The sequence below is a fragment of the Gloeotrichia echinulata CP02 genome, from assembly GCA_038087035.1.
GTDB classification, from domain to species: Bacteria; Cyanobacteriota; Cyanobacteriia; order Cyanobacteriales; family Nostocaceae; genus Gloeotrichia; species Gloeotrichia echinulata.
The window spans coordinates 3529519-3552640 of the sequence record CP051187.1; the positions used below are offsets into that span (position 1 = coordinate 3529519).

Below are 23122 nucleotides of genomic sequence, written 5' to 3' on the forward strand. Positions count from 1 at the left end.
AAGTACTTTTAACTAAAAATGATATAAAAATATATTATGTTTTGTTAAGATACTTAGCTTTTGATCAATAATGATTTACGTAACCGGTTTGATTAAAACGAACACGAATTTGCACTATGGCTAATATCAACGTTATCAACGGTACTGCTGGCAATAACACCCTCAATGGTGGCACTGGTCATGACCTCATATCCGGTCTGGCCGGCAATGACACCATCAATGGCGGTGCTGGTAATGACACCCTATTTGGAGGCATTGGTAATGACATCCTCAATGGTGGCACTGGCAATGACTCTCTTGATGGTGGTTTTGATAATGACACTCTCAGGGGAAGTACTGGTAACGATACCTTAAATGGAGATACGGGTTCTGATACGGCTGATTACAGCACTCTGGCGCAGAGCATTACTCTATTACCAACTGGAACTGTCAATAAAGCTGGGGGTGCCGGCACAGATCAACTGATTGATATCGAGAAAATCATTGCCAATGCTAAAGTCGGTAATAACACCATAGATGCTTCCAGCGCAGTTGGTGCATCAATTAATGTCAACCTTACGACTCAAACCTTGGTGGTAAATGGCGTTCCTGGTGTCGGTCCGTTTACAGTCGTTAACTTTGACAATGTTAAAGGTACATATCTCGATGACAGTATCTTTGGTGACAGCCAAAATAACTCCTTAATTGGGAATGGCGGCGCTGACTACATCAATGGTGGCGCTGGTAATGACTCTATTAATGGTGGTGATGGCAATGACAGCTTGCTTGGTGGCTTAGGAAATGACACCCTCTTAGGTTTCAATGGATATGACTTCCTTGATGGTGGTGATGGCAATGACAGCCTCAATGGTGAAAGCGGCAATGACACCTTAATCGGTGGTGCTGGTGCGGACATCCTCAATGGTGGCCTTGATGATGACATCCTAATTGGTGGCTTTGGTAATGACAACCTCAATGGTGGTGCTGGTGCAGATAAATTTGTGTTCAACAGCCTATTTGAAGGATTGGATATCATCTCAGACTTTAACGTTGTTGAGAATGACAAAATCCAGATTTCTACATCAGGGTTTGGCTCTAGTTCCTTTAGCAATTTCAGCTACAACTCATCAACTGGTAACTTGTTATTCCAAGGCACTGCATTCGCCAACATTCAAAACCCCTCATTTAACCCCTCTCTCAACATCGAGTTTATCGCCTAAAACCCAGTAAAGTTTGGGAAAAGGATGTTTACAGTTTCTCAATTACTGTAATTACAGCCATTTTCAGGTAAATAGACCACGCTTTTGGGGCGCAAGGCATTGCGCCCCTACGAAGATCTGTGGTTCAAATGAGTGAAAATTGCTGTAATACTAGATCTGCCTTCCAAGTCTACTTTCGTCCTTCTGTATGACTTCATGTTTTGTATAGAAAAGTTTAACTTAGACCAAGTTAAATTTTTCTATACAGACTCAAACCAATTACCGCATTCTGTCCGCCAAAGCCAAAACTAAAACACAGCACCCGCTGAATTTTACTATGACGTGCAGCCATCACCAGATCCAAATCAAATTCTGGTTGTTGTAATCCTACACATGGTGGTAAAATTTGATGCTGCAAAGCCAATAGGGAAAAAGCTACACCCAAAGCTCCCGATGCTCCAAGGGTATGCCCTGAGCTTCCCTTAGTTGAACTAATCGCCACTTTTTGGGGAAATAACCGCTGTATCACCATACTCTCTATGCGGTCATTTAGCAGAGTAGCCGTACCATGAGCATGAATGTAATCAATATCGGCTGGAGTTAGTCCACTACGTGCGAGACATTGCTTGATAGCGGCGATCGCACTCCTCCCCTCTGGTTCTGGTACATTACTATGATATGCGTCATTTGTCAAGCTAAAACCCAGAATCTCACCATAAATCTTTGCCCCACGTTCCCTAGCCAACTCTGCTGATTCCAGGATAAACACAGCACCGCCTTCGCCCAAAACCAAGCCTTCCCGGTGCAAATCGAAGGGATAAGACCCCGTTTTTGCCAAAGCACCCATCTGCTGAAATCCTGTCAAACTTAGGGGAGTAATCGGTGCTTCCACAGCCCCAGCAATGACCCGCTCACATTGTCCAGTTTGCACGAGATTTGCAGCCTGGGCGATCGCCCAAATTCCAGTAGCACAAGCAGCCATCGGTGCTAAAACAATCCCCGTGCTACCGATTTGTCGCGCCGCTGCGATCGCATTCATGTGGGGTAAGGTTTCTAACCAGTCTTCTAAACACACGGACTGCGCGTCTGAGGACAGGGGGAGAGGGGCGCATTGATTTAGCTTCTCCCTAGATCGAAGGTGCGCTAGCACCTCCCAAGAAGCCTGATAACCGCGGCTAGAACCAATAACTACACCGCAATCAGACAAAGGTGGAACCAACCCAGCATCTTCTACAGCATCAGCAACAACTCGCTGAGTTAGAGTTTTCAATTTAGCAGGATGTTGAGCAATCAAGCCTAGAGGAAGTGGTAAAAGTTCTGGAAATGGTTGATAAAACTGAATTCCAGACTTACCAGCTATCAACTTTCGCCAGCTATCCTCTAGGTTTTTGCCTAAAGCGGAAATTAAACCAATACCAGTAACAACAACCTTAACCAATTTGAAATTAGGGATTAGGGATTAGGGATTAGGGATTAGGGATTGCACTTCGGCTCCGCTCTGTTACCAGGGATTGGGGATTGGGGATTGGATTAATTTACTTTTGACTCATTACTCATTACTCCTTACTCCTTACTCATTACTCATTACTCCTAACTCCTAACTCCTAACTCCTAACTCCTTACTCCCTCTATTCTTAACCGCCAGTTTTCAGGTTTTCGGCACCTTCGGTGACTTTAGCAGAGTCGATGCGATCGCCTTGCTGAATTTTGTTCACTACATCGAAGCCATCGGTGACATTACCAAAGACAGCGTAGTTACCATCTAAAAATCCCAGATCTGCTAGAGCAAAGTAAAACTGAGAAGATGCAGAGTCTGGTTGTTGCGATCGCGCCATTGCGACTGCACCAAGTTTATGGGTCAATATTGGTGTCTCGGTAATCGTCTTACCGTAAACTGGTTCTTTTGCTCCTTTGGGTTTAATTTCTAAAGGTATATAGCGCTGCTTCCCAGTGGAGTCAATAAAACCACCTGTTCCCAGTCTATTTTCTGGAAATTTCGGGTCTTTGCCTTGTGGATCGCCCCCTTGGACTACAAATGGTTGGGGGTCACGCACAACTCGATGGAATACTAACCCATCATATACACCCTTTTGAACTAAATCTACGAAGTTTCCAGCTGTAATTGGGGCATTAGTGCCGTCTACTTCGATAGTAATCGGCGAACCTTTAACCGTAATCACCACAGTAGCTGTGCCTTCGAGCCGTGGTAAATCTTTCATTCCAGGAATACTCTCACTCTTAGTTTGTGATACTGATGTTGCTTCAGTGGTTGTCTTGCTGCTTGTCTCGGTTGCTGTAGAAGTAGCTGTAGAAGTTGGAGAAGAAGCTTTAGAAACCCCTTGCTGCGCTGAACATCCTCCTAACACCAAAGCAGCAACCATCAAAAGAGCAACCAAAAATTGTGGAAGTTTTAACCGCATTACAAATTACTGACCAAAATTAATGGGATACAAGCCCCCTCCTTCTACGACGGCTTTCTGGTAGACTAACTATAGTCGCCATAGGGCATTGGGAGACTTTAAACGGACATGGAGGGACGATAAGACCACTTAATGGCGCATCCCAGGGAAGTGTCAACGAATCCTCGCTCCTTTAGGACGAGGAGGTATGTCAATCAACCACCGTATCTTAATGCATGGAGATGGGTGATTGGGGATTGGGAATTGGATACAAGGGGATCAATTTTCCCCCATCACCCCATCGCCCCATCAACCCCAGTCCCTTAAAGTCCTTCTAGGGGAACTCCCAAAAAGCGGGCTAATTCTGCTCCTTGAGTTTCCAACTCTGTTAAGGATAACGGTTGACCTACCCTTGTTAAAGGAATGTCTCGCCGACCCTTAACCCTTAAATAGATGGCTCGAACAGGATTCAACCCTTCTTTGACAGTGATTCGCACAGATTGGACATCTTGGATGCGACCATCAATTTCAATTTGACGGTTTTTACCTGGAAACCCGTTGCGGAAAATTTTGATTGTGCCACTTTCCTGATTAAATTCGTTATATCCGCCTCCCACATCCCATACAATCACTAGCCATAGGTATAAGGCTAAAAGCACACCAGCGGTGCCATATAACCCCATAACTAAGCCTTGGGGGACGAATACCAGTTGAGAGGGATCTGTAACTATGAGTAAATTGACTTTCAGGTAACTGGATACGCCAGCTAGCAAAAAGCCTGTGGCTCCCAAGGTAACGATAGTTGCCCACCAGTAGTTGCTGAACCGACGAGAGCCGAGAACGTTTTGATGCAGGACGCGATCGCCCTTGTTAATTGTTGATGCCGTCATGAAACTACCTTGGCCCGTGAGATATTCTCTACACAAAGTCTGCCATTTTAGCGCCACCTCTTGCAAGTTGGGGAAGTGATGGCGAGAATTTTCCCCAATCCCCAGTCCCCAATCCCCAATCCCCAGTCCCCAGTCCCCAGTCCCCAATTCCGTAAACTTTGTAAGATTTCTGAGAAAACTTGTGTCAGATTGTAAAAATTCTGATATTCATAAGATCTATATAGCTTCGTGTTAAATACCTGATTCACTTGGGTGCTTCGGGCAAAAACCCGAAGGAATGTGATAAGTTAAGAATCATTAAGTTACCACACATTAGGTAACTAGCCAATGATACGGGTAATGGCATAACCCTGGGAAATGTTGATCTTTATAGGCAGCAAGTTCTCAGAATCTCAGATGCTGTCAAGCTACTGAGATTGCCAAAAAACGTTAATTCCTCGGGGCAGCTTATGGAAGAAACCAGACTACTTGTTAACCTTCAGCAAAGCCGAAGCAGTACAAGCCGGGAAAACAGCCCGGAGTGCTGGACTTACGAGGCTGCCAAAAAAAACGTTGCAATTTTAGTAAAAAAGAGGATTTTAGTTCAATGACCATCGCAGTTGGACGCGCCCCCAATAGAGGGTGGTTTGACGTTCTCGACGACTGGTTGAAGCGCGATCGCTTCGTATTCGTAGGTTGGTCAGGGATATTATTATTCCCCTGCGCCTACCTAGCACTAGGCGGTTGGCTCACCGGTACAACCTTCGTCACCTCTTGGTACACCCACGGTTTAGCCTCCTCCTACTTAGAAGGCTGTAACTTTATTACCGTTGCCGTATCAACTCCCGCAGACAGTTTGGGACATTCCCTATTGCTGTTGTGGGGACCTGAAGCTCAAGGAGACTTGACTCGCTGGTTCCAGTTGGGCGGATTATGGCCATTTGTTGCCCTCCACGGAGCTTTTGGTTTAATTGGCTTCATGTTGCGCCAATTTGAAATTGCCCGGCTAGTAGGTATCCGTCCTTACAACGCCTTGGCTTTTTCAGCCCCCATCGCGGTATTCGTCAGCGTCTTCTTAATGTACCCCTTGGGACAATCTAGCTGGTTCTTTGCACCCAGCTTTGGTGTAGCGGGAATTTTCCGTTTCATCTTGTTTGTCCAAGGTTTCCATAACTTCACCCTCAACCCCTTCCACATGATGGGTGTAGCAGGTGTGTTAGGTGGTGCTTTGTTGTGCGCGATTCACGGTGCAACCGTAGAAAACACCCTGTTTGAAGATGGCGAATCTTCAAACACCTTCCGAGGCTTCAATCCTACCCAAGCCGAAGAAACCTACTCAATGGTGACTGCAAACCGTTTCTGGTCACAGATTTTCGGGATTGCATTCTCTAACAAACGCTGGTTACACTTCTTTATGTTGTTTGTACCAGTCACAGGCTTGTGGATGGCTGCAGTCGGGATTGTCGGCTTGGCATTGAACCTACGGGCTTATGACTTCGTGTCCCAAGAATTGCGGGCAGCAGAAGACCCGGAATTTGAAACATTCTATACCAAGAACATTTTGCTGAATGAGGGTATCCGTGCTTGGATGGCACCTCAAGATCAACCCCACGAACAATTTGTATTCCCCGAGGAGGTATTACCACGTGGTAACGCTCTCTAATAAATCTATGTCCCTTGGCGCGGGACGTGACCAAGAGTCATCAGGTTTTGCCTGGTGGTCTGGTAACGCTCGTTTAATCAATCTATCTGGTAAACTACTTGGTGCCCACGTTGCCCATGCTGGTTTAATTGTCTTCTGGGCTGGAGCGATGACATTATTTGAAGTCGCTCACTTCGTCCCCGAAAAGCCGATGTATGAACAAGGCTTAATCCTGCTACCTCACATCGCCACCTTGGGTTGGGGTGTTGGTGCTGGTGGTGAAGTTATCGACACCTTCCCCTACTTTGTTGTCGGTGTACTCCACCTAATTTCTTCAGCCGTTCTGGGTTTTGGCGGTATTTATCACGCCGTTCGTGGACCTGAAACCTTAGAAGAATATTCCTCCTTCTTCGGTTACGACTGGAAAGATAAGAACAAGATGACCAACATCATCGGGTTCCACCTGATCATCCTCGGATGCGGTGCGCTCCTGTTGGTGCTGAAGGCTATGTTCTTTGGTGGTATTTATGACACCTGGGCACCTGGTGGTGGTGATGTGCGCGTCATTACTAACCCAACTCTCAACCCAGCAGTTATCTTTGGCTATCTGATTAAAGCTCCCTTTGGTGGCGAAGGTTGGATTGTCAGCGTTGATAACTTGGAAGATGTCATCGGCGGACACATTTGGATCGCCTTCATCTGCATTTCTGGCGGTATTTGGCACATCTTCACTAAGCCATTTGGTTGGGCACGTCGTGCGTTCATTTGGTCTGGTGAGGCTTACCTCTCCTACAGCTTGGGCGCTCTCTCCTTGATGGGCTTCATTGCTTCCATCATGGTTTGGTACAACAACACCGTGTACCCCAGCGAATTCTTTGGTCCTACGGGTCCTGAAGCTTCTCAAGCTCAAGCTATGACCTTCTTGGTTCGTGACCAACGCTTAGGTGCTAACGTCGGTTCCGCACAAGGCCCCACAGGTCTAGGTAAATACTTGATGCGCTCCCCCACTGGTGAAATCATCTTTGGTGGTGAAACCATGCGCTTCTGGGATTTCCGTGGTCCTTGGTTAGAGCCTCTACGTGGTCCCAACGGTCTTGACCTGGATAAAATCAAGAATGATATTCAGCCTTGGCAAGCTCGTCGTGCTGCTGAATACATGACCCACGCTCCTCTGGGTTCTCTGAACTCCGTAGGTGGTGTGGCTACCGAAATCAACTCCTTCAACTACGTATCTCCTCGTGCGTGGTTAGCCTGCGCTCACTTCGTATTAGGTTTCTTCTTCCTCATTGGTCACTTGTGGCACTCTGGTCGCGCTCGTGCTGCTGCTGGTGGTTTTGAGAAAGGTATTGACCGTGAGAATGAGCCAGTTATGGCTATGAATGAACTCGACTAACTTATAAGTTTTCCTTCATCACTGACAATCATTATAGGCTCTTGCGTAAAAGCAAGGGCTTTTTTATACCTAAAAAACACGTGAGGCATTAACTTTTATGACCCAAACACAACCAGAACTAAAGTTACTTACCTTCGATGAATTTAGTGAATGGTATCCAGAAAACTCATTGGTACGTTACGAATTATATGATGGGGTGATTGTTGAAATGCCACCAGCAACGGGCGACCACACGGATATTATCAGTTTTTTACTTGAAGTAATGCTATTAGCAATTCAAGAGTCTAAGCTACCTTATCGAGTTTCAGCGTCTGCATTCGTGAAAACACTCAATGGTAAGTCAGCTTACATACCCGACATGTTGCTTATTAATCACGATAACCTCATTCATGAACCATTGTGGAAAAAGCAATCCACCCTAATTTATCCTCAATCCATACCCTTAATCATTGAGGTAGTAAGTACCAATTGGCAAGATGATTATTACAACAAAATTAGGGATTATGAAACTATGGGTATTCCCGAATACTGGATTGTGGATTATGCTGCTTTGGGTGGGCGCAAATTTATCGGAAATCCCAAAGTTCCTACTATTTTCGTGTGTGAATTAATCGATGGCGAATACCAAATGACGCCATTTAGAGGTGCTGACCGCATTGTATCGCCTACTTTTTTGCAGTTGAATCTAACCGCTCAACAAATATTTGATTCGGTGATTTAATTACAGCGATTTTCAGGTAAATGAACCACATTTTTATATCTCACGCATTCGCGGAGCGTCCCGTAGGGAAGGCGCATTCGCGGAGCGTCTCGCAGAGAAGGCGCAAAGGAATAAAGAAATACAGATATCGGGGTGTGGTCTAAATACCTGAAAACTGCGGCTCTTCCGTACTTAGCGTGCTGAATTTGTTAAAAAATAAGTTTGAAACCCTTGCCTGGCTCCGATAAAAGCCATTATTTTTTGTATTTGAGCTACTGTTACTAAAAATCAAATTATAAACGCCTATAAGCCTTGTTATTAAAGCAATTTAATCGACTTTCATTAATAATTAAGCACGCTATACACGCAAGAGCCGAAACTCCATCCCCTTGTGGGTGGAGAGGGACAGCACAACGACCGCTCAGTGACCACCGCCCGCCGACTTTGGGCATTGGGCATTGGGCATTGGGAATCTTTACCATGCCCCATGCCCCATTCCCCATGCCCTAAAACTCCATCCCCTTGCGATGCACTGAGCTTGCCGAAGTGTGGGTGGAGTTTTTTATTCCCTGATTTTCTTTGCTGTGTGTTTAATTACCGATTTGGATGGATATTTTTTAATTGTTTAGTGCCTCAAAATCAACTTTCTCCCACATTCATCGCTGCTAAAACAGCCTTCTGGCTGACATTTTGGTAAACAGTCTGTAAATATTTCATCACCACATCACCTGAAGTTGAATTTACTGCATTTTCCTCTTCCTTTGCTAAGGGAATTGCTCCCAATACATCTAAGATAGTCTCGCTACCCGAAGGCGCAATCACTACTAAAGAAGACTCTAACGCCTCATTATATTGCCAGAATGAGTCAATATTAATCTTGTATTGGTTGTCAGAATTTAACTGTTCCAATTCAGGCGCTTCGGTTTCAGAAACGTCAATGTTTGCACCGCGTAATTTGCGTAAATTGCCGAGGATTTGCTCTTTGGTGCGTCCGCGTAATTCAAATAGTACAAACGGATCTTCACTAAACCTATCACCTAACTGATAGTAAACTGCACCAACATGTTTACAAGGATTTGCTTTATCAGGACAAGAACATTTACTACTAACATCAGATAGAGTAAAAGGAAATAAAGACAGTCCATTTGTCGTGAATACTTCCTCAATATTTTGTGGCATTTCTCCTGCTAAAAGCTTGGCAGCAAAAATCGCCCGTTTAGACATTGTTTCAATTACATAACCCCATTCTTCTTCAGTAAATGGTTCCAAAGAGAGGGAAACTTTATAAGGTTCTGGTTCGCTACCTTGTACTTTAGCTAATACTTTTGCGCCTTGAAATTCGATGCTGAGAACATTTCCCTGGCGAGAATAGTTTCTAGCGCGTTCTAAACGTTTCTTAAAGCGATAGGAATCTAATAAATCTAGCCACCGTTGTGACCACCATTCGCGACTTGCTTGCAGAGTATCATTAGTCATAATTAATTCAAAATTCAAAATTCAAAAATAACAATTATTCTATCCCAGCCTGGCGGCGCAACCGCTCGACCAATTGGCGCGTCCAATCCAACTCCTTATCCCGCAGGCGCTCGCGGATTTCCAGGGCAAACTGTGCTAAGGTTAGCGCCTCTGTGTAGCGCCCCTCCTCTTCCAGGACTTGCGCTAGCCCTGATTGAGCATCAGCCACCAAGTTTTGCAGTCCCACTTCCTGGGCTAGGGCTAACTGACGCTCGTACCAGGGGCGGGCTGCTGTGGGTTGGTTGCGGTCAAGGGCGAGAAGTCCCAAGTTGCCGCAATAGGTTGCTTGTGTTGCTTTATTTCCTAGTTTTTCTGCGATCGCCAATCCTTGCTTGAAGTAGGACTCGGCACGATCATATTCTCCCTGCGATCGCGCAACCCCTCCCAAATTGTTGAGAGCGATCGCCTCATCGTCTTCCTCCCCCAACTCTCGGTAAATTGCTAACGCCTCCTGATACAGCCCCTGCGCCTCTGCCCAGTTCTGGCGTTGTTCTGCAATTAATCCTTGCAACCTGATTGCAGTAGCCTTATCCCGACGATTATTGCCCCGTTCCATCGCCTCTGCCATCTGGGCTGCCCAACTGGCTGCCCGTTCTGTCTCGGCGCGATAGTAGTGAATCCAAGCAACATCGTAGGCACCCCAACCAGCATCACTGAATCGAGGTTATATCTTCTTTGCCCACCTTGGGTAAAGATGCCTTCGATTTTCCCGTCTTCGAGCCACCTTTCGAGTGTTTTGGTGCTGACTCCCAATCTGGTAGCAGCGACTCTTGGAGGTACATAGTTAACCGTCATGGACTAAGAAAAGTTACTTATCCCATAATATCAGAATATGTCGGGATATGTCTATTATGTCTAGGTAAATTGCGTCCTATAAATTACTCTCAAAATTTACCACAGCCCCAGACTTACCCAAAATTATGACTGATCAAGAAGTGATCACACCTGCATTGGCAATGGCACGTCGGTCACTACAAATTTTAGAAGAGCAAGCTGCCGGATTTGATAAGCTGTCAATACCTGGTCATTTAAGAATTCAGCTAGAAGAAAAGCGTCGAGAAGTCGCAGAGTCCCTTTCCTCCCCGCAACATGGCAATGGGAAAATCTTCCGTTGCGGCATCAAAAAATGGCGTTTGTTCTTTTGTAAAGAGAGTTCTGGCGCTTTCTGGCACAGTTTTACCCAAATGATTCATCACATTTGAGAGCATAACTTTGGTATCTCCTGGTTGATTAGCCGCTCCCTGCAATGCCTCATTGACACTCTCAGGTCTGAAGACTCTGAGATTCTACGGACAGAGGAGAATTTGGAAGAACCCAAAGTCTAACTCTCGTTGCGGTCGTCAAACACCGCCTACCCAGTAAGCCTAAGTCTATGCTTAGATTGCTGGCTACTTTTCGCAAAATATTCGCGCTTCCGTTCAAATCCGCGTTCACAATTGAACCATTCGCTGACTGATACAGCCCTCTCTTAATCCGCTTTCCAGATGCTTTCCAACCAACTGGCTTTTCACCATATTTGGGAAGGGAGTCTCCATCTAAAAAGCTCGACTTGCTCGTGTAGGCTTCCTCTGTTTCAATAAACCTAATGCCGTGTAAATCACACAGTTGTTTTAATCTGTCTTTCAGTTTACCCAAGGGCATTTGAACAAACTTTTGATTGTTCACTCTACCCATGTTAGCAGATTCCTTAAAGCCTTCATTCCATCCAACTACTAGAGTACCAACGCCATGTTTAAGACAGTGGTCAATAATTAACTTAGCTGCTTTGTTAATGCCATCCCGCATTTGGTGGTTGCGTTTACGGGTTACACGGTCTAACCAGTTATCCCAATAAACCTCTGGCTTGCCTTCTTTTCGTGTCGATACTTTCTTATTCCAGAGTTGATTCATCGCCTTCATTGCACGAGCATCAATCAACAAGGAATTACCCAATGTATCGACACAAGCAGCTAAATTATCAGCAGTTCCAAGGTCAATAGATAATGCCTGGTTTATATCTAGGTCGTGTTTTTGTTTATCCACTATATAGGACATTTCTAGATAAAAAGCACCATTCTTTGGCAGAATCGTAAACTCTTTTACCTTTGAGTAGTCAATGTTTGATGGCATTGGAAGAAAAAACTCAGATATCCCAAACCATCTTCTAACTGTTAAACCCAGAGAAAACCTAAGTTGTCCATTAATTAATGTTGGTTTTTGTCCTCCTGAATTAGGATACACAACTTTGAATAACTTAGAACCCTTAAGATATCCCGGTGCTTTTGGTCTGAAATGTAATTCACCTTTTAAATATAAGTTTATCAATTCTTTGAAAGACTTAAATGCCTCTGTAACTGACATTAAAGTTTGTTGCATTGGCGTGGAAGGCAAAGATTGAGCAAGCATTGACTTAGCAATTGAAGGTTCAAAGGCTAAGTCAAACTTACCTGTTAATAACTTATTTGTCTTAAAAAAGGTTTGTCGTGCAAAGTAAACTCCGATGTTGTAAAGTTTTCCTGATTGTTCAGAAAGATATTGTAATAGTGCTTTTGTTTCCTTGTCTGGAGACAACAGGACTTGTTGTACACCCATGTTTTTATTGGGTTTTCCCACCCTAAAACACCCACAAAATTAGTTGCTTTATATATACTAATTGACTATAGTAGATAAGTCAATATATATCTACTAATCTAGGATGCTGATTCAGGAAGATTATAATACCCATAACCATGTAAAATACTTAATTAACTATCACTTTGTCTTTATACCTAAACGTCGCAAGAAAGTTTTAACAGGAGAGATAGCAACTAGAACTAGGCAGATATTTGCTGAATTAGCTATAGAAAAAAAATGGGATATTCTAGCCCTAGAGGTAGCGCCTGACCATATTCACTTATTTGTTAGCGTCAAGCCTACAGATACACCACATTTAGTAATTAAGGCTTTTAAAGGACGAAGTAGTTACCTTCTAAGAAAAGAATTTCCTGTACTTCTGAAGCTTCCCTCGCTGTGGACAAGTAGTTATTTTGTGAGTACTGCTGGTAACATAAGTAGCGAGGCAGTTAGGAAGTACATTGAAGATCCTCACCACGCCTCAAATTAAAAAGAAAACGACACTGCGACTAAAGTCGCTCGTGCCGCTTCCCTCTCAGCACTGAAGTGTCTGAGTTTCCCGCATCCCGCGAGGTTCTATGAAACGCGTTCGCCCAGCGTCTGTCTACGACACGCTCCACGTCGCTTGCTTCTCCGTAGGAGTATGTGGTTTATTCCTTTACCCAGCAAAGTTTGTGTGGTGGACTCCCTTAGTTTACTTCTTCGGCAGCTTGTAAACACGCATGTATTATAATGCAATACATATAAGTATTTTTCAGCGGTAAGGGAATAAATAGTGATATGCTTATTTAAGATAACTTCGTGCATAAGTTGCTGAGATGATGTTTTAAAAGGGTATTTTGCTCTCATGCTTAGAACGGCAAAGTATCTCAGTGCATAGCTAAAACCTTGATTTTCCGTTTCATTGCTGTTAACCCAAGTCAAAGCAGCAAAATTACACCTTTAGGGACTTTTAAAACATCCTCTGATGACAATTTTTGTAGTTTGGGCACTGTCTAGGGTTTCTAAATACCTTACTTTTAAGTAGCTCGGCACAATTAAATATAAAACCTCGGTTCCATTCTTCTCCCCTTGTAGGGAAGAGGCTTTGACTCGCCCAACCCTTGTAGGGAAGGGGGCTGGGGGTTGAGGTTTATCTTATATTTTTTAAGGCCTACCTACTTACCTTGTGGGCAGTGTTCACGAAGTTTGCGGACTTAATCAATATTAAGAGGATAATTTGATGACAGGCTTAAACTTAAGCAACGTCCAATTTACCAACAACTCTGATGTAGTCAATCCAGGTAGTGAGATATTCAATACCTCATCTGTAAATACATTGCAAGGTGATGATCAAATCATCGGTACTGCCAGTATAAATGGGGATTTCGCTTTGGGAGCCTTTGTAGAGGTCGCATCTCAAGACCTGAATGCGATCAGCTCTGCTGACTTGAGTGCTGAGGCTACTGTTGCTATCTATGGTATCAAAAACCAAGGAGTTATCAATACAGCCAAAGGAGACGATATACTCAGTGGCACAGCAGAAGCTAAAATCAGTGCCAGTGCAGAGACAGTGTCTCAGGCCGTAGCCATTGCTCAGGAAGCAGATGCTACTGCGATAGCCCGATCTTTTGCCTCTATTAACGTTACAACCACCGCTGTGGGCATTGATAACTCCGGAGGTGCGATATATACAGGTAGCGGAAATGACGGCATTGGTAGTGATGCTATAGGTGGCATTAGTGCGGTAGCCGTAGCCACTGTAGATGCTTCAGCCATTGTTGAGGCTATCTCCGAAGCTCCTACGTCTCAAGGACTGACAGCTTTCGCAGAAGCAATAGCTACAAGTTTAGCTAAGGCAAGCATCACTGCCATCGGTATCAAGAATGCTGGAGGTATACTTAACACTGGAGATGATTCGGATACTGTCAGTGCTACTGCCAGTACTAATCCTAATCCTAATCAGTTTCAAATCGCTAGTGGTTTTGCTTTCACTAATTCCATCCCCAACAGTCAAGCTTTAGCCCAAGCCGTCGCCAATGCTACTGCTTCGGTTTCTGATAAGGCGATCGCCATTGACAACACTAAAGGGTTTATTACTACCGGGAATGGAGACGATAGTATAGAAGCTGCTGCTTTGGCTTCTGATAAGGCGATCGCCATTGACAACACTAGAGGGTTGATTAGTACCGGGAGTGGAGACGATCTTATTGTTGCCTATGCTACCGCCTCTGAGTCTTACGGTATCTTTGGCGGAACTATTGATACGGGTAATGGAGATGATCGGGTGATCGCCTCCAGTTTTGGAGGTGGTGTCAACATAAAGACGAGAGAGGGTAACGATTTTGTGGAAGGTTTTGGTAACGCTAAAGTTGAGGGTGGTATCGGTTACGATACACTCAGCCTTATTGCTTACAATAAAGACAACTTTCAGATAAGTTTTGGTAGTGGAAATAACAATACTGTTATTTTTCAGCTAGACGGCATTACCATGACCACCACTGGATTTGAGCAATTTAACTTTGCCAATAATGTAAGTTACACCTATAACACAATAGTGTAAAGTTAAGCCTTTCAAGGTGAGTCGTAAAATTTGTTTTTTTCTCTGCGCTCTCTGCGTCCTCAGCGGTTAAAAGTTATTTATTTAACCACACAGACAAAAGATTAAACAGGGATTTCTTTGAGCAAAATTTTTACCCACCTTGAAAGGCTAACTCCTCACCGAATTTTAGATTTTAGATTTTAAATTTTGGATTGAAGATTCAAAATTTAAAATCTAAACTGGTCTGAAGCCCCCGAATTTATTCGCTTAATAAATCTAAAATCCAAAACTTGTACTGAGCGTAGCCTTCGGCGCCCGCTCTTAAGTCGTTGGCGTAGCCTCTGTCTGCGACACGCACTCGCGTTCGTAGAGAAGTATCAAAAAATTTTAATTGAAGCCCCTGCATTCATGCATGGGGTCAATCTAAAATCCAAAACTTGTACTGAGCGTAGCCTTCGGCGCCCGCTCTTAAGTCGTTGGCGTAGCCTCTGTCTGCGACACGCACTCGCGTTCGTAGAGAAGTATCCAAAATCCAAAATTGATTCACTCATCCTCATCAATTACCGCGTTGCGGTCAAGTAGTAGTAAGTTGCGGAGTTGGTCTGTATCCATTTCGGTTAACCATTCTTCACCGGCGCCTACGACTTGTTCTGCGAGTTGTTTCTTACTTTCAATCATGTCATGGATTTTCTCTTCTAAGGTGCCAGTGCAGACAAATTTATGTACTTGGACGTTGCGGGTTTGACCAATCCGAAATACTCGGTCTGTGGCTTGGTTTTCTACGGCTGGATTCCACCATCTGTCAAAGTGAAAAACATGATTTGCCCGTGTTAAATTTAGTCCTACACCACCAGCTTTCAGTGACAGAATCATAATTGGCGGCGCTTGGGGGTCGTTTTGGAAACGGTCGAGCATTTCTTCTCGTTGTTTTTTACTAGTGCTACCATACAAAAACAAAATTTCTCGCCCTAGCTGTTGTTGTAAATAAGGTTGTAATAACTTGCCCCATTCAGCAAATTGAGTGAAAATTAAAGCGCTATCGCCTTCTGCTAAAACTTCTTCTAACATTTCGTTGAGCCGTTGCAGTTTGGCTGAATGATGTGCTTCTAATGTCGCTAATTTCAAATATTGTGCCGGGTGATTACAGATTTGTTTGAGTTTAACTAATAAACCCAAAATCATGCCCCGTCTTTGCAATCCTGTGGCTTCATCAATTTCGGTTAAAGACTGTTCTACTACTGTTTGATAAAGTGTGGCTTGTTCTGCACTCAGACCACAAAATACCGTCATTTCCTGCTTTTCTGGTAAGTCTTGAATGATTTCTCTGTCAGTTTTTAACCGCCGCAAAATAAAGGGTTGAACTAAAGAACGTAATTGATTTAAAGAATCGGTATCACCATACTTTTCAATTGGCATAGAAAATCGCCGTTGAAAAAATTGCCGATTGCCCAAATAACCAGGATTGAGAAAATCTAAAATAGACCACAGTTCTTGGAGTCTATTTTCTACTGGTGTCCCAGTTAAGGCAATACGAAATGTTGACTCTAATTGTCGTACCGCCTGGGACTGTTTCGCTTCCGAATTTTTCACATTTTGCGCTTCATCTAATATAAGGCATTGCCAAGAAATGCTTTGTAATAATTTAATATCTCGGTGAATTAGTGAATAGCTGGTAATGACTAAATCATACTTTTGTATTATTTCCAGAAATGCCTTACCTTTGGGGCGTTTATCACCGTGATATTCCAAAACTTTGAGTTTGGGTGCGAATTTTTTTACTTCTCTTTGCCAGTTACCTAAAACAGAAGTGGGACAAACTAGCAGTGTTGGTTTTTCTAATAGATCCTGTTCTTTGAGGTGTAATAAAAAGGCAATAAACTCCACGGTTTTACCGAGTCCCATGTCGTCGGCGAGACACGCGCCCAAGCCCCAACGTTCCAAAAATGCCAGCCAAGCAGCACCTCGTTCTTGATAAGGGCGCAATTGCCCTTGGAAGCTTTTTGGTGTGGGTAAAGGTGCGATAGACTGATTATTGGTTAGCGCCCCAATCAACTCTTGCAACGTCCCAGAAGCCTCAAAATTCACCACGGGTAATTTTTCGATCACCTGGGTATCTCCGTTACTGATACGTAAAGCATCTTCTAAGGACAGGGACATTTGCTCTTTACGGGAGGCAAAGAAGTTTTGAGCTATTTTAATATCTTGGGGGCGCAATTCTACCCATTCGTCGTTAATTTTGACTAATGGGCTATTTAACGCCACCAAACGGTCAAATTCGGCTTTAGAAATCGTCTGCCCACCAATTGCCAATTGCCACTGAAAATTTAGCAGACTTTGTAGCCCTAAGCGCCCCTGTTTTTGCTTTGGCGTTTCGGCGGCGATTTTCAAACCCAAACGGTTCGCCCATCCTTCACGGTTCGCCAAACTGGGCGGTAAAATCACCCCTAAACCGCTATCTTCAAATCTCCAAGTTACAGACTTGATAAATTCATAAGCTTGTATGGGGTTGAGGCGACAAGATTGGGGATATTCTGTTTCCAAACTGGGTGCTACAGCTGAATACAATCGGGAAGCTAACCCCAAACCCCGCAAGAAGGTTTCTTGTGGTTGTTCAATTGTACGATTTTGATACACAAATCTCTCAACTGGATTTTGCCAAATCGTGGCTGCATCCACCAAAAATTCTGGATCATCCGCCGCTTGGAGGTAATACGCCAGTGTCCAATCTGTTTCTTCAGACTCTGGCGGGCGCAATTGAAAACAAGTGTGAAAGAGAGTTTTCCCTGTTAATTGGTGTTGTAAGGGCATAGTCCAAGCCTTCAGCGCCGCTTGCAGGCGTTCGATACCAATCGCGTCTGCGCTTTCATGATGAGATGCACTCGTTAAGGCTTGCAACCAGTGTCGCACCGCTGATGGTAAAGTTGCCATCATTTTCGCTTCGATTGGTGGTTGGGAATTGATCATTCCTCGCACTTGGGCATCTATCATACTGTTGAGAAATGCTAGTAGCAATTCTTGCGGTGGCAGTGGGAAATCTACATAAATTGGGGATGGGGAATTGGGGGCGAAAGATTCTCCCCTTGTCACCTTGTCCCCTTCTCCCCAGTGATAAGTCCGACAAGCCAGAGGCATTTTCGCCGAAAATTTTTCTAGGCGTGTCCCATCCACGGCACTGTCTAGCAGTACTTGCCACTTAGCAATCATCGCACCATCTGATTGTGGCTGGATAGTTGGTAAAAATTTACATCGCGATGTTAAATCTAAACTCCAACGGGCAATCTGTGACCAAAAGCGTAAATCTGGTCCCAAAAAGGCATCTTCACCATTAACATTACTCAGGGGAAGAGATGTGAGAAATTTCATCGCTTCGCTGGGGTTGAGACAAAAACCCTCAACTTGCCACGGTTGTAGGTATTGTGGCGTATCTGTTGCCAAGCCATTGGTAGCAGAATGCACAGGAGAAATTGCTACAGTCCCGTCTTCACTGCTTTCTGTGATGTAAGTTGGTAGCGCAATGATTTGGGTGTGAGTTGGTAAACTGATTTCGGCAGCAGGTGTACTTTTACGCTTTCGCCCAGCACTAACAGTAACTTGGGGTTGCTCTTTGAGGGGAGAAATTTTCAGATTCTGCGATCGCGTTCCCTGCGGGACGCTACGCGAACGCGTAGCGTCCCGCAGGGAACGCAGAGAAACGCTGCTTTTGAAGGCAGATCGCAACCACTCACTCAACTCAATTGGTGTCATTGCCAATGGATGTGATGGTATATCTGTAAATGGACTAAACTCGGAATTTACCCGCGATGCCCGCCAAGTTTCTCCCCAAATAAATAAACTACCATTTTGATTTATATTTAACCAAATACCGTGTAAAATTGCCATTTTTCAACTACTCTAATTTTCGCGTAACTAAAATATCTAATCGGTTTATTTTCTAATTACAGAATTACTTTTTTGTATTGTTTCACAGATATTTATTATACTTAAATATAAACTATAATAAATATCTGTAACTATGGATTGCCTATTTTTTGCTAATAATGAAGTTACCCTTGTATAAAAAATTAAAAAATGGGATGCCCGGAGAAATAGATTATATGCATCCACAAGAATTGGAGATAGTAAGAGCATTACTAAATCTGGTGATTATTGAAGATGCAACTTATCCACAAAAGCAACCTCTCTCTGTATCAGAATTTGCGGCTTACTGGTTGAGTCAGGATGCCTTTGTTGTCAGAACAGTTGAGCTGGATACTAAACACAAGCAAAAAGAAATATTAGGGGCATTTTACTTGAAGCCAAACTTTCACTCTTCGCTGTAGCCATATTTGTAACGCTGGTTTTATTGTACAACCTCAAATGCGTGGTCAGGGTATAGGGCGGCTCATGGGGGAGGCGATGCTCCTGATTGCCGCAAGCCTTGACTACGAGGCGGTGATGTTCAATTTGGTGTTTGAAACTAATATACCTTCAATTACATTGTGGCAGTCATTGGGATTTGAGATCATTGGACGCATTCCCCAGGCGGTGAAGCTAGTCCGTCAGCAAGTGATAGACGCGCTGATCTAGTACCGTGCTTTGCTGGCTCTTGCGTACTTAGCGTGCTAAATTGATAGGATAATGCCAAGAAAGTAAAGCTCTAATCTCAAAATTACGAAAGTTTCTAAATCCAAATCCACTTCGCTTTATTAACTTCAGTTTATTATTTATTCCTTCTACTACTCCACTGGTAGTCCTTCGTTCAAAATATCCGACTATTTCTCCAAACCACCGTTTAATTGTCTGCACACTTCTTTGATAATATGGTTCAGCTTTTTTTAACCAATTGATTAATTCTAGCGTTCCCGTTACCACATTTTTATTGTCTTCAAATAAATTGTGAAAATCTTCTTTTAATGAATGCATTCTAGCTATTAAAGGAGAAGCTTGTTTAATTCTATTTAATTTATCTTTTTGCTTTTCGGTGAGCTTATTCTCGGCTTTTAGAATTGTAAATTTATTTCCTTTTAAACTTTCAAATACTTTTTTTCTTTCCGGGGCATTTAACTCAGATGCTATTTTCTTTTCTGCTATCCTAGCTCGATTTAATTCTTCATGTACTAATTTAGTAACATGGAACCTATCTACCGTTACAAGGGCGTTTGGACAAATCTTCTCAATTAAAGATTTATAATTGCCTGTCATATCAATACTTACTTCTTCTATTTGTGACAAAACTTTTTCTCCCCACATTCTCATGGTTTTTTTGATTTCAATTTGTTTTCTTTCTTTTACTAAACCTATCAATTTACCTGAATCTATATCTACTAGCACGACAATAAATTTTCCTTGTCCTTTGACCAAACTAATTTCATCTATTCCTAATCTTCTTAAATCTTTGACATCTATTGGCATCACATTTTTAGCTACATCTTCAAGCATTGATATGACTTCTTCATTAGTTAGTCCATTATTTCTTGCCACATTACTTACATTACTATTAATCACTTGTTTGATAATATATTCCGCATATCGGTATGTATACCTCTTTCTTGCTCCTAGAAAATCTAGCTTTTCATTAAATGTTTTTCGGCATTTTTTACACTTGAATCTTCGTCTATTGACATTCAGTATTACTTCAAAATCCCCCATCGGTAAATCTTTCACTAAACATTTTTGATTTTGATGTAAATGTCTTGAGTTTTGACCACAGTGTGGGCACGATGCACTTTTCGCTTTTTTACCTACTGATAGAATTAGGACTTGACCCTCTTGTAGGCTTGATTCTACTAATACTTCAGGCAAATTTAGGAGTTGAGTCATTATTCGTTTCATAATTTATTTTATTAAACATTATTAAAAAATATCTTAACATTTTAGCACGCTAAGTACCCAAGAACCGCTTTGCTACTAGTGAAAGTTGTTGATCTTTGTATGTAACTAAAGCCAGCCATAGTGCATAAATGTTAGGATTGCCACAGAGAGAGAATAGCGTGCATAGAAGGAAAAAAAACTGAATGGCAGAAGTTGATAAGTCAATATCCTTCGACGGACGGGATATTCGACTGAAGGTAGGCCTGTTAGCTCCCCAGGCTGGTGGGTCGGTTTTGATACAATCAGGGGACACAGCTGTTTTGGTGACGGCTACGCGATCGCAAGCCAGAGAAGGCATTGATTTTCTTCCCCTCACAGTAGATTACGAAGAAAGACTGTATGCTGCAGGTAGGATTCCCGGCGGGATTATGCGGCGTGAAGGTCGCCCACCAGAAAAAACAATTCTTACTAGTCGTCTGATTGACCGTCCCCTGCGTCCTTTGTTCCCTTCATGGTTGCGGGATGACTTGCAAATTATCGCTTTGACTTTGTCAATGGATGAGCAAGTACCACCCGATGTGTTAGCGGTTACAGGTGCTTCAATTGCTACCCTAATTGCCCAGATTCCGTTTTACGGACCAATGGCAGCAGTGCGGGTAGGCTTAGTGGGAGATGATTTCATTATTAACCCGACCTATGCGGAAATTGAAGCCGGAGAGTTAGATCTAGTAGTAGCAGGTTCACCAGATGGTGTGATCATGGTAGAGGCGGGAGCCAATCAGCTACCAGAGCGAGATATCATCGAGGCGATTGATTTTGGCTACGAAGCAGTACGCGACTTAATCAAAGCCCAGGAAGATTTAATTGCTGAACTAGGTCTGGAGATTATACAAGCAGTACCGCCGGAAGTAGATCCCATACTGGAAAACTTCATCAGCGATCGCGCTAGCGTTGAGATTAAGAAAATTTTGGCGCAATTTGAATTAACTAAACCAGAGCGGGACGCTGCTTTGGATGTAGTTAAGGAAACAATTGAAATAGCGATCACTGAACTTCCAGAAGAAGACCCCATCCGGGTAGCCGCAACCGCAAACAGCAAGGCACTTGGTAATACTTTTAAAGACATTACCAAACACTTCATGCGCCGTCAAATCATCGAAGACAATGTTCGCGTTGACGGTCGCAAACTCGATGAAGTCCGCCCAGTTTCTTGTCTGGTCGATGTCTTACCGAAGCGAGTACACGGTAGTGGTTTATTTAACCGGGGACTAACCCAGGTATTATCTGCTTGTACACTCGGCACACCGGGAGATGCTCAAAACCTCAATGATGATTTACAAATAGATCAAAGCAAACGTTACCTACATCATTATAATTTCCCACCCTTCTCCGTCGGCGAAACCAAGCCAATGCGGGCCCCAGGAAGGCGGGAAATCGGTCACGGTGCCCTAGCGGAGCGAGCGCTGTTACCTGTACTACCGTCGAAAGAAAAATTTCCTTACGTGATTCGTGTCGTCTCGGAAGTGCTTTCCTCCAACGGTTCTACCTCAATGGGTTCGGTGTGCGGTTCCACCCTCGCCTTAATGGATGCGGGTGTACCAATTACCAAACCCGTCAGCGGTGCAGCAATGGGTTTGATTAAAGAAGGTGAAGAAGTCCGCGTCTTGACAGATATTCAGGGTATTGAGGACTTTTTGGGCGATATGGACTTTAAAGTCGCCGGCACAGACACAGGGATTACCGCCTTGCAAATGGATATGAAAATATCTGGTCTGTCTTTAGATGTCATCGCTCAAGCCATCCATCAAGCCAAATCAGCCCGCTTGCACATTCTGGACAAAATGCTCCAGACTATCGATCAACCACGCATCGAAACTTCACCCTATGCTCCCAGGCTGTTGACGATCAAGATCGACCCAGACATGATCGGTCTAGTTATTGGACCCGGAGGCAAGACAATTAAGGGCATCACTGAAGAAACGGGTGCTAAAGTTGACATTGAGGATGATGGCACTGTAACGATTTCTGCTGTGGATGAAAACAAGGCCAAGAAAGCCCGCAACATCATCCAAGGTATGACTCGCAAACTGCACGAAGGCGATGTATACGTAGGACGTGTAACTCGAATTATACCTATAGGTGCATTTGTGGAATTTCTCCCTGGAAAGGAAGGAATGATCCACATTTCTCAACTAGCTGATTACCGCGTGGGCAAAGTTGAGGATGAAGTAGCCGTTGGCGATGAAGTGATTGTGAAAGTCCGGGAAATTGACAACAAAGGTCGGATTAATCTCACTCGCTTGGGTATCCATCCTGATCAAGCAGCTGCGGCGCGGGAAGCTGCAGCAGTGAATCGGTAAATCGATTTGGGATTTTAGCTAAAATAGCAAGAAGCCTCTCGCTCTATCTGTAATCAGATGAGCGATGAGATGAATTGCGAGTCTTTTTTCAGTTTAGGGTAAATGAAACTCGCTCCGTGAGTTAGAACCCCATGCGTTTACACATGGGGTATCTCAGTGGAAG

The 23122-nt window shown here is 43.6% G+C and carries 17 protein-coding genes and 1 pseudogene; 9 read left to right on the forward strand and 9 right to left on the reverse strand.

Annotated features, from left to right (window positions below; genetic code table 11):
- The first annotated feature begins 116 nt into the window (after positions 1 to 116).
- Positions 117 to 1199, forward strand: a complete 1083-nt coding sequence (locus HEQ19_15470) for a calcium-binding protein (GenBank protein ID WYM00704.1) — start codon at positions 117 to 119, stop codon at positions 1197 to 1199.
- A 229-nt stretch (positions 1200 to 1428) separates the two neighbouring features.
- Here the strand turns inward: HEQ19_15470 and HEQ19_15475 are convergent, their stop codons facing one another.
- The 3 genes from HEQ19_15475 to HEQ19_15485 form a co-directional block, all read right to left on the reverse strand.
- On the reverse strand, positions 1429 to 2616 hold the full coding sequence (locus HEQ19_15475; protein ID WYM00705.1) for a beta-ketoacyl-ACP synthase: 1188 nt from the start codon (positions 2614 to 2616) through the stop codon (positions 1429 to 1431).
- A gap of 196 nt (positions 2617 to 2812) precedes the next feature.
- Positions 2813 to 3598: a peptidylprolyl isomerase gene (locus HEQ19_15480; GenBank protein WYM00706.1), complete on the reverse strand. Its 786-nt coding sequence runs from the start codon at positions 3596 to 3598 to the stop codon at positions 2813 to 2815.
- Positions 3599 to 3900: 302 nt separating this feature from the next.
- Positions 3901 to 4467 carry a photosystem I assembly protein Ycf4 gene (locus HEQ19_15485; protein ID WYM03430.1) on the reverse strand — a complete coding sequence of 189 codons (567 nt, stop codon included), beginning with the start codon at positions 4465 to 4467 and terminating at the stop codon, positions 3901 to 3903.
- A gap of 586 nt (positions 4468 to 5053) precedes the next feature.
- Between HEQ19_15485 and psbD the strand changes: the two genes are divergently transcribed.
- The 3 genes from psbD (at position 5054) to HEQ19_15500 (ending at position 8202) form a co-directional block, all read left to right on the forward strand.
- On the forward strand, positions 5054 to 6109 hold the full coding sequence (psbD, locus tag HEQ19_15490) for a photosystem II D2 protein (photosystem q(a) protein) (GenBank protein ID WYM00707.1): 1056 nt from the start codon (positions 5054 to 5056) through the stop codon (positions 6107 to 6109).
- Positions 6093 to 7481: a photosystem II reaction center protein CP43 gene (gene psbC / locus HEQ19_15495; protein ID WYM00708.1), complete on the forward strand. Its 1389-nt coding sequence runs from the start codon at positions 6093 to 6095 to the stop codon at positions 7479 to 7481. The genes psbD and psbC overlap by 17 nt, the downstream gene beginning before the upstream one ends.
- 97 nt (positions 7482 to 7578) lie before the next feature.
- Positions 7579 to 8202 carry a Uma2 family endonuclease gene (locus HEQ19_15500; protein WYM00709.1) on the forward strand — a complete coding sequence of 208 codons (624 nt, stop codon included), beginning with the start codon at positions 7579 to 7581 and terminating at the stop codon, positions 8200 to 8202.
- Positions 8203 to 8820: 618 nt separating this feature from the next.
- Here HEQ19_15500 and HEQ19_15505 read toward each other — a convergent pair.
- From HEQ19_15505 to HEQ19_31065, 3 genes are read right to left on the reverse strand one after another with little or no spacing between them, the layout of a single operon-like run.
- Entirely contained in the window at positions 8821 to 9657 is an 837-nt protein-coding gene (locus tag HEQ19_15505) for an SWIM zinc finger family protein (GenBank protein WYM00710.1), read from the reverse strand.
- Positions 9658 to 9691: 34 nt separating this feature from the next.
- Positions 9692 to 10264, reverse strand: a complete 573-nt coding sequence (locus HEQ19_15510; GenBank protein ID WYM03431.2) for a tetratricopeptide repeat protein — start codon at positions 10262 to 10264, stop codon at positions 9692 to 9694.
- On the reverse strand, positions 10195 to 10491 hold the full coding sequence (locus tag HEQ19_31065) for an excisionase family DNA-binding protein (protein ID WZI66924.1): 297 nt from the start codon (positions 10489 to 10491) through the stop codon (positions 10195 to 10197). Before HEQ19_31065 ends, HEQ19_15510 begins: the two co-directional genes overlap by 70 nt.
- 125 nt (positions 10492 to 10616) lie before the next feature.
- Between HEQ19_31065 and HEQ19_15520 the strand changes: the two genes are divergently transcribed.
- Positions 10617 to 10898, forward strand: coding sequence for a hypothetical protein (locus tag HEQ19_15520; GenBank protein ID WYM00711.1), 282 nt, complete (start codon positions 10617 to 10619; stop codon positions 10896 to 10898).
- A gap of 61 nt (positions 10899 to 10959) precedes the next feature.
- Here HEQ19_15520 and HEQ19_15525 read toward each other — a convergent pair whose 3' ends face one another.
- Positions 10960 to 12267, reverse strand: coding sequence for a transposase (locus HEQ19_15525; GenBank protein ID WYM03432.1), 1308 nt, complete (start codon positions 12265 to 12267; stop codon positions 10960 to 10962).
- A gap of 103 nt (positions 12268 to 12370) precedes the next feature.
- On the opposite strand from HEQ19_15525, the gene tnpA reads away from it, so the two are divergent.
- Both tnpA and HEQ19_15535 read left to right on the forward strand, forming a co-directional pair.
- Positions 12371 to 12778, forward strand: a complete 408-nt coding sequence (gene tnpA, locus HEQ19_15530) for an IS200/IS605 family transposase (GenBank protein ID WYM00712.1) — start codon at positions 12371 to 12373, stop codon at positions 12776 to 12778.
- A gap of 732 nt (positions 12779 to 13510) precedes the next feature.
- Positions 13511 to 14830, forward strand: a complete 1320-nt coding sequence (locus HEQ19_15535; GenBank protein ID WYM03433.2) for a hypothetical protein — start codon at positions 13511 to 13513, stop codon at positions 14828 to 14830.
- A 522-nt stretch (positions 14831 to 15352) separates the two neighbouring features.
- On the opposite strand, the gene HEQ19_15540 is transcribed toward HEQ19_15535, so the two are convergent.
- Entirely contained in the window at positions 15353 to 18688 is a 3336-nt protein-coding gene (locus tag HEQ19_15540; GenBank protein ID WYM00713.1) for a DEAD/DEAH box helicase, read from the reverse strand.
- Positions 18689 to 18846: 158 nt separating this feature from the next.
- On the opposite strand from HEQ19_15540, the pseudogene HEQ19_15545 reads away from it, so the two are divergent.
- Positions 18847 to 19375: pseudogene (locus tag HEQ19_15545) on the forward strand (N-acetyltransferase).
- A 27-nt stretch (positions 19376 to 19402) separates the two neighbouring features.
- Here the strand turns inward: HEQ19_15545 and HEQ19_15550 are convergent.
- Positions 19403 to 20608, reverse strand: a complete 1206-nt coding sequence (locus HEQ19_15550) for an ISL3 family transposase (GenBank protein ID WYM00714.1) — start codon at positions 20606 to 20608, stop codon at positions 19403 to 19405.
- A 194-nt stretch (positions 20609 to 20802) separates the two neighbouring features.
- Here HEQ19_15550 and HEQ19_15555 point away from each other — a divergent pair, with 194 nt between their 5' ends.
- Positions 20803 to 22959 (forward strand): polyribonucleotide nucleotidyltransferase, encoded by a 2157-nt coding sequence (locus tag HEQ19_15555; protein WYM00715.1) that lies wholly within the window; start codon positions 20803 to 20805, stop codon positions 22957 to 22959.
- Positions 22960 to 23122: the final 163 nt, after the last annotated feature.

Excerpts from the sequence above, each read along its gene's own strand:
- HEQ19_15535 (WYM03433.2), top strand. The coding sequence starts at position 13,511 with ATGACAGGCTTAAACTTAAGCAACGTCCAATTTACCAACAACTCTGAT.
- HEQ19_15505 (WYM00710.1), bottom strand. The coding sequence starts at position 9,657 with ATGACTAATGATACTCTGCAAGCAAGTCGCGAATGGTGGTCACAACGG.
- HEQ19_15525 (WYM03432.1), bottom strand. The coding sequence starts at position 12,267 with ATGGGTGTACAACAAGTCCTGTTGTCTCCAGACAAGGAAACAAAAGCA.
- HEQ19_15470 (WYM00704.1), top strand. The coding sequence starts at position 117 with ATGGCTAATATCAACGTTATCAACGGTACTGCTGGCAATAACACCCTC.
- HEQ19_15480 (WYM00706.1), bottom strand. The coding sequence starts at position 3,598 with ATGCGGTTAAAACTTCCACAATTTTTGGTTGCTCTTTTGATGGTTGCT.
- HEQ19_15485 (WYM03430.1), bottom strand. The coding sequence starts at position 4,467 with ATGACGGCATCAACAATTAACAAGGGCGATCGCGTCCTGCATCAAAAC.
- HEQ19_31065 (WZI66924.1), bottom strand. The coding sequence starts at position 10,491 with ATGACGGTTAACTATGTACCTCCAAGAGTCGCTGCTACCAGATTGGGA.
- HEQ19_15510 (WYM03431.2), bottom strand. The coding sequence starts at position 10,264 with ATGGCAGAGGCGATGGAACGGGGCAATAATCGTCGGGATAAGGCTACT.
- HEQ19_15540 (WYM00713.1), bottom strand. The coding sequence starts at position 18,688 with ATGGCAATTTTACACGGTATTTGGTTAAATATAAATCAAAATGGTAGT.
- psbD (WYM00707.1), top strand. The coding sequence starts at position 5,054 with ATGACCATCGCAGTTGGACGCGCCCCCAATAGAGGGTGGTTTGACGTT.
- HEQ19_15500 (WYM00709.1), top strand. The coding sequence starts at position 7,579 with ATGACCCAAACACAACCAGAACTAAAGTTACTTACCTTCGATGAATTT.
- HEQ19_15520 (WYM00711.1), top strand. The coding sequence starts at position 10,617 with ATGACTGATCAAGAAGTGATCACACCTGCATTGGCAATGGCACGTCGG.
- HEQ19_15550 (WYM00714.1), bottom strand. The coding sequence starts at position 20,608 with ATGACTCAACTCCTAAATTTGCCTGAAGTATTAGTAGAATCAAGCCTA.
- tnpA (WYM00712.1), top strand. The coding sequence starts at position 12,371 with ATGCTGATTCAGGAAGATTATAATACCCATAACCATGTAAAATACTTA.
- HEQ19_15555 (WYM00715.1), top strand. The coding sequence starts at position 20,803 with ATGGCAGAAGTTGATAAGTCAATATCCTTCGACGGACGGGATATTCGA.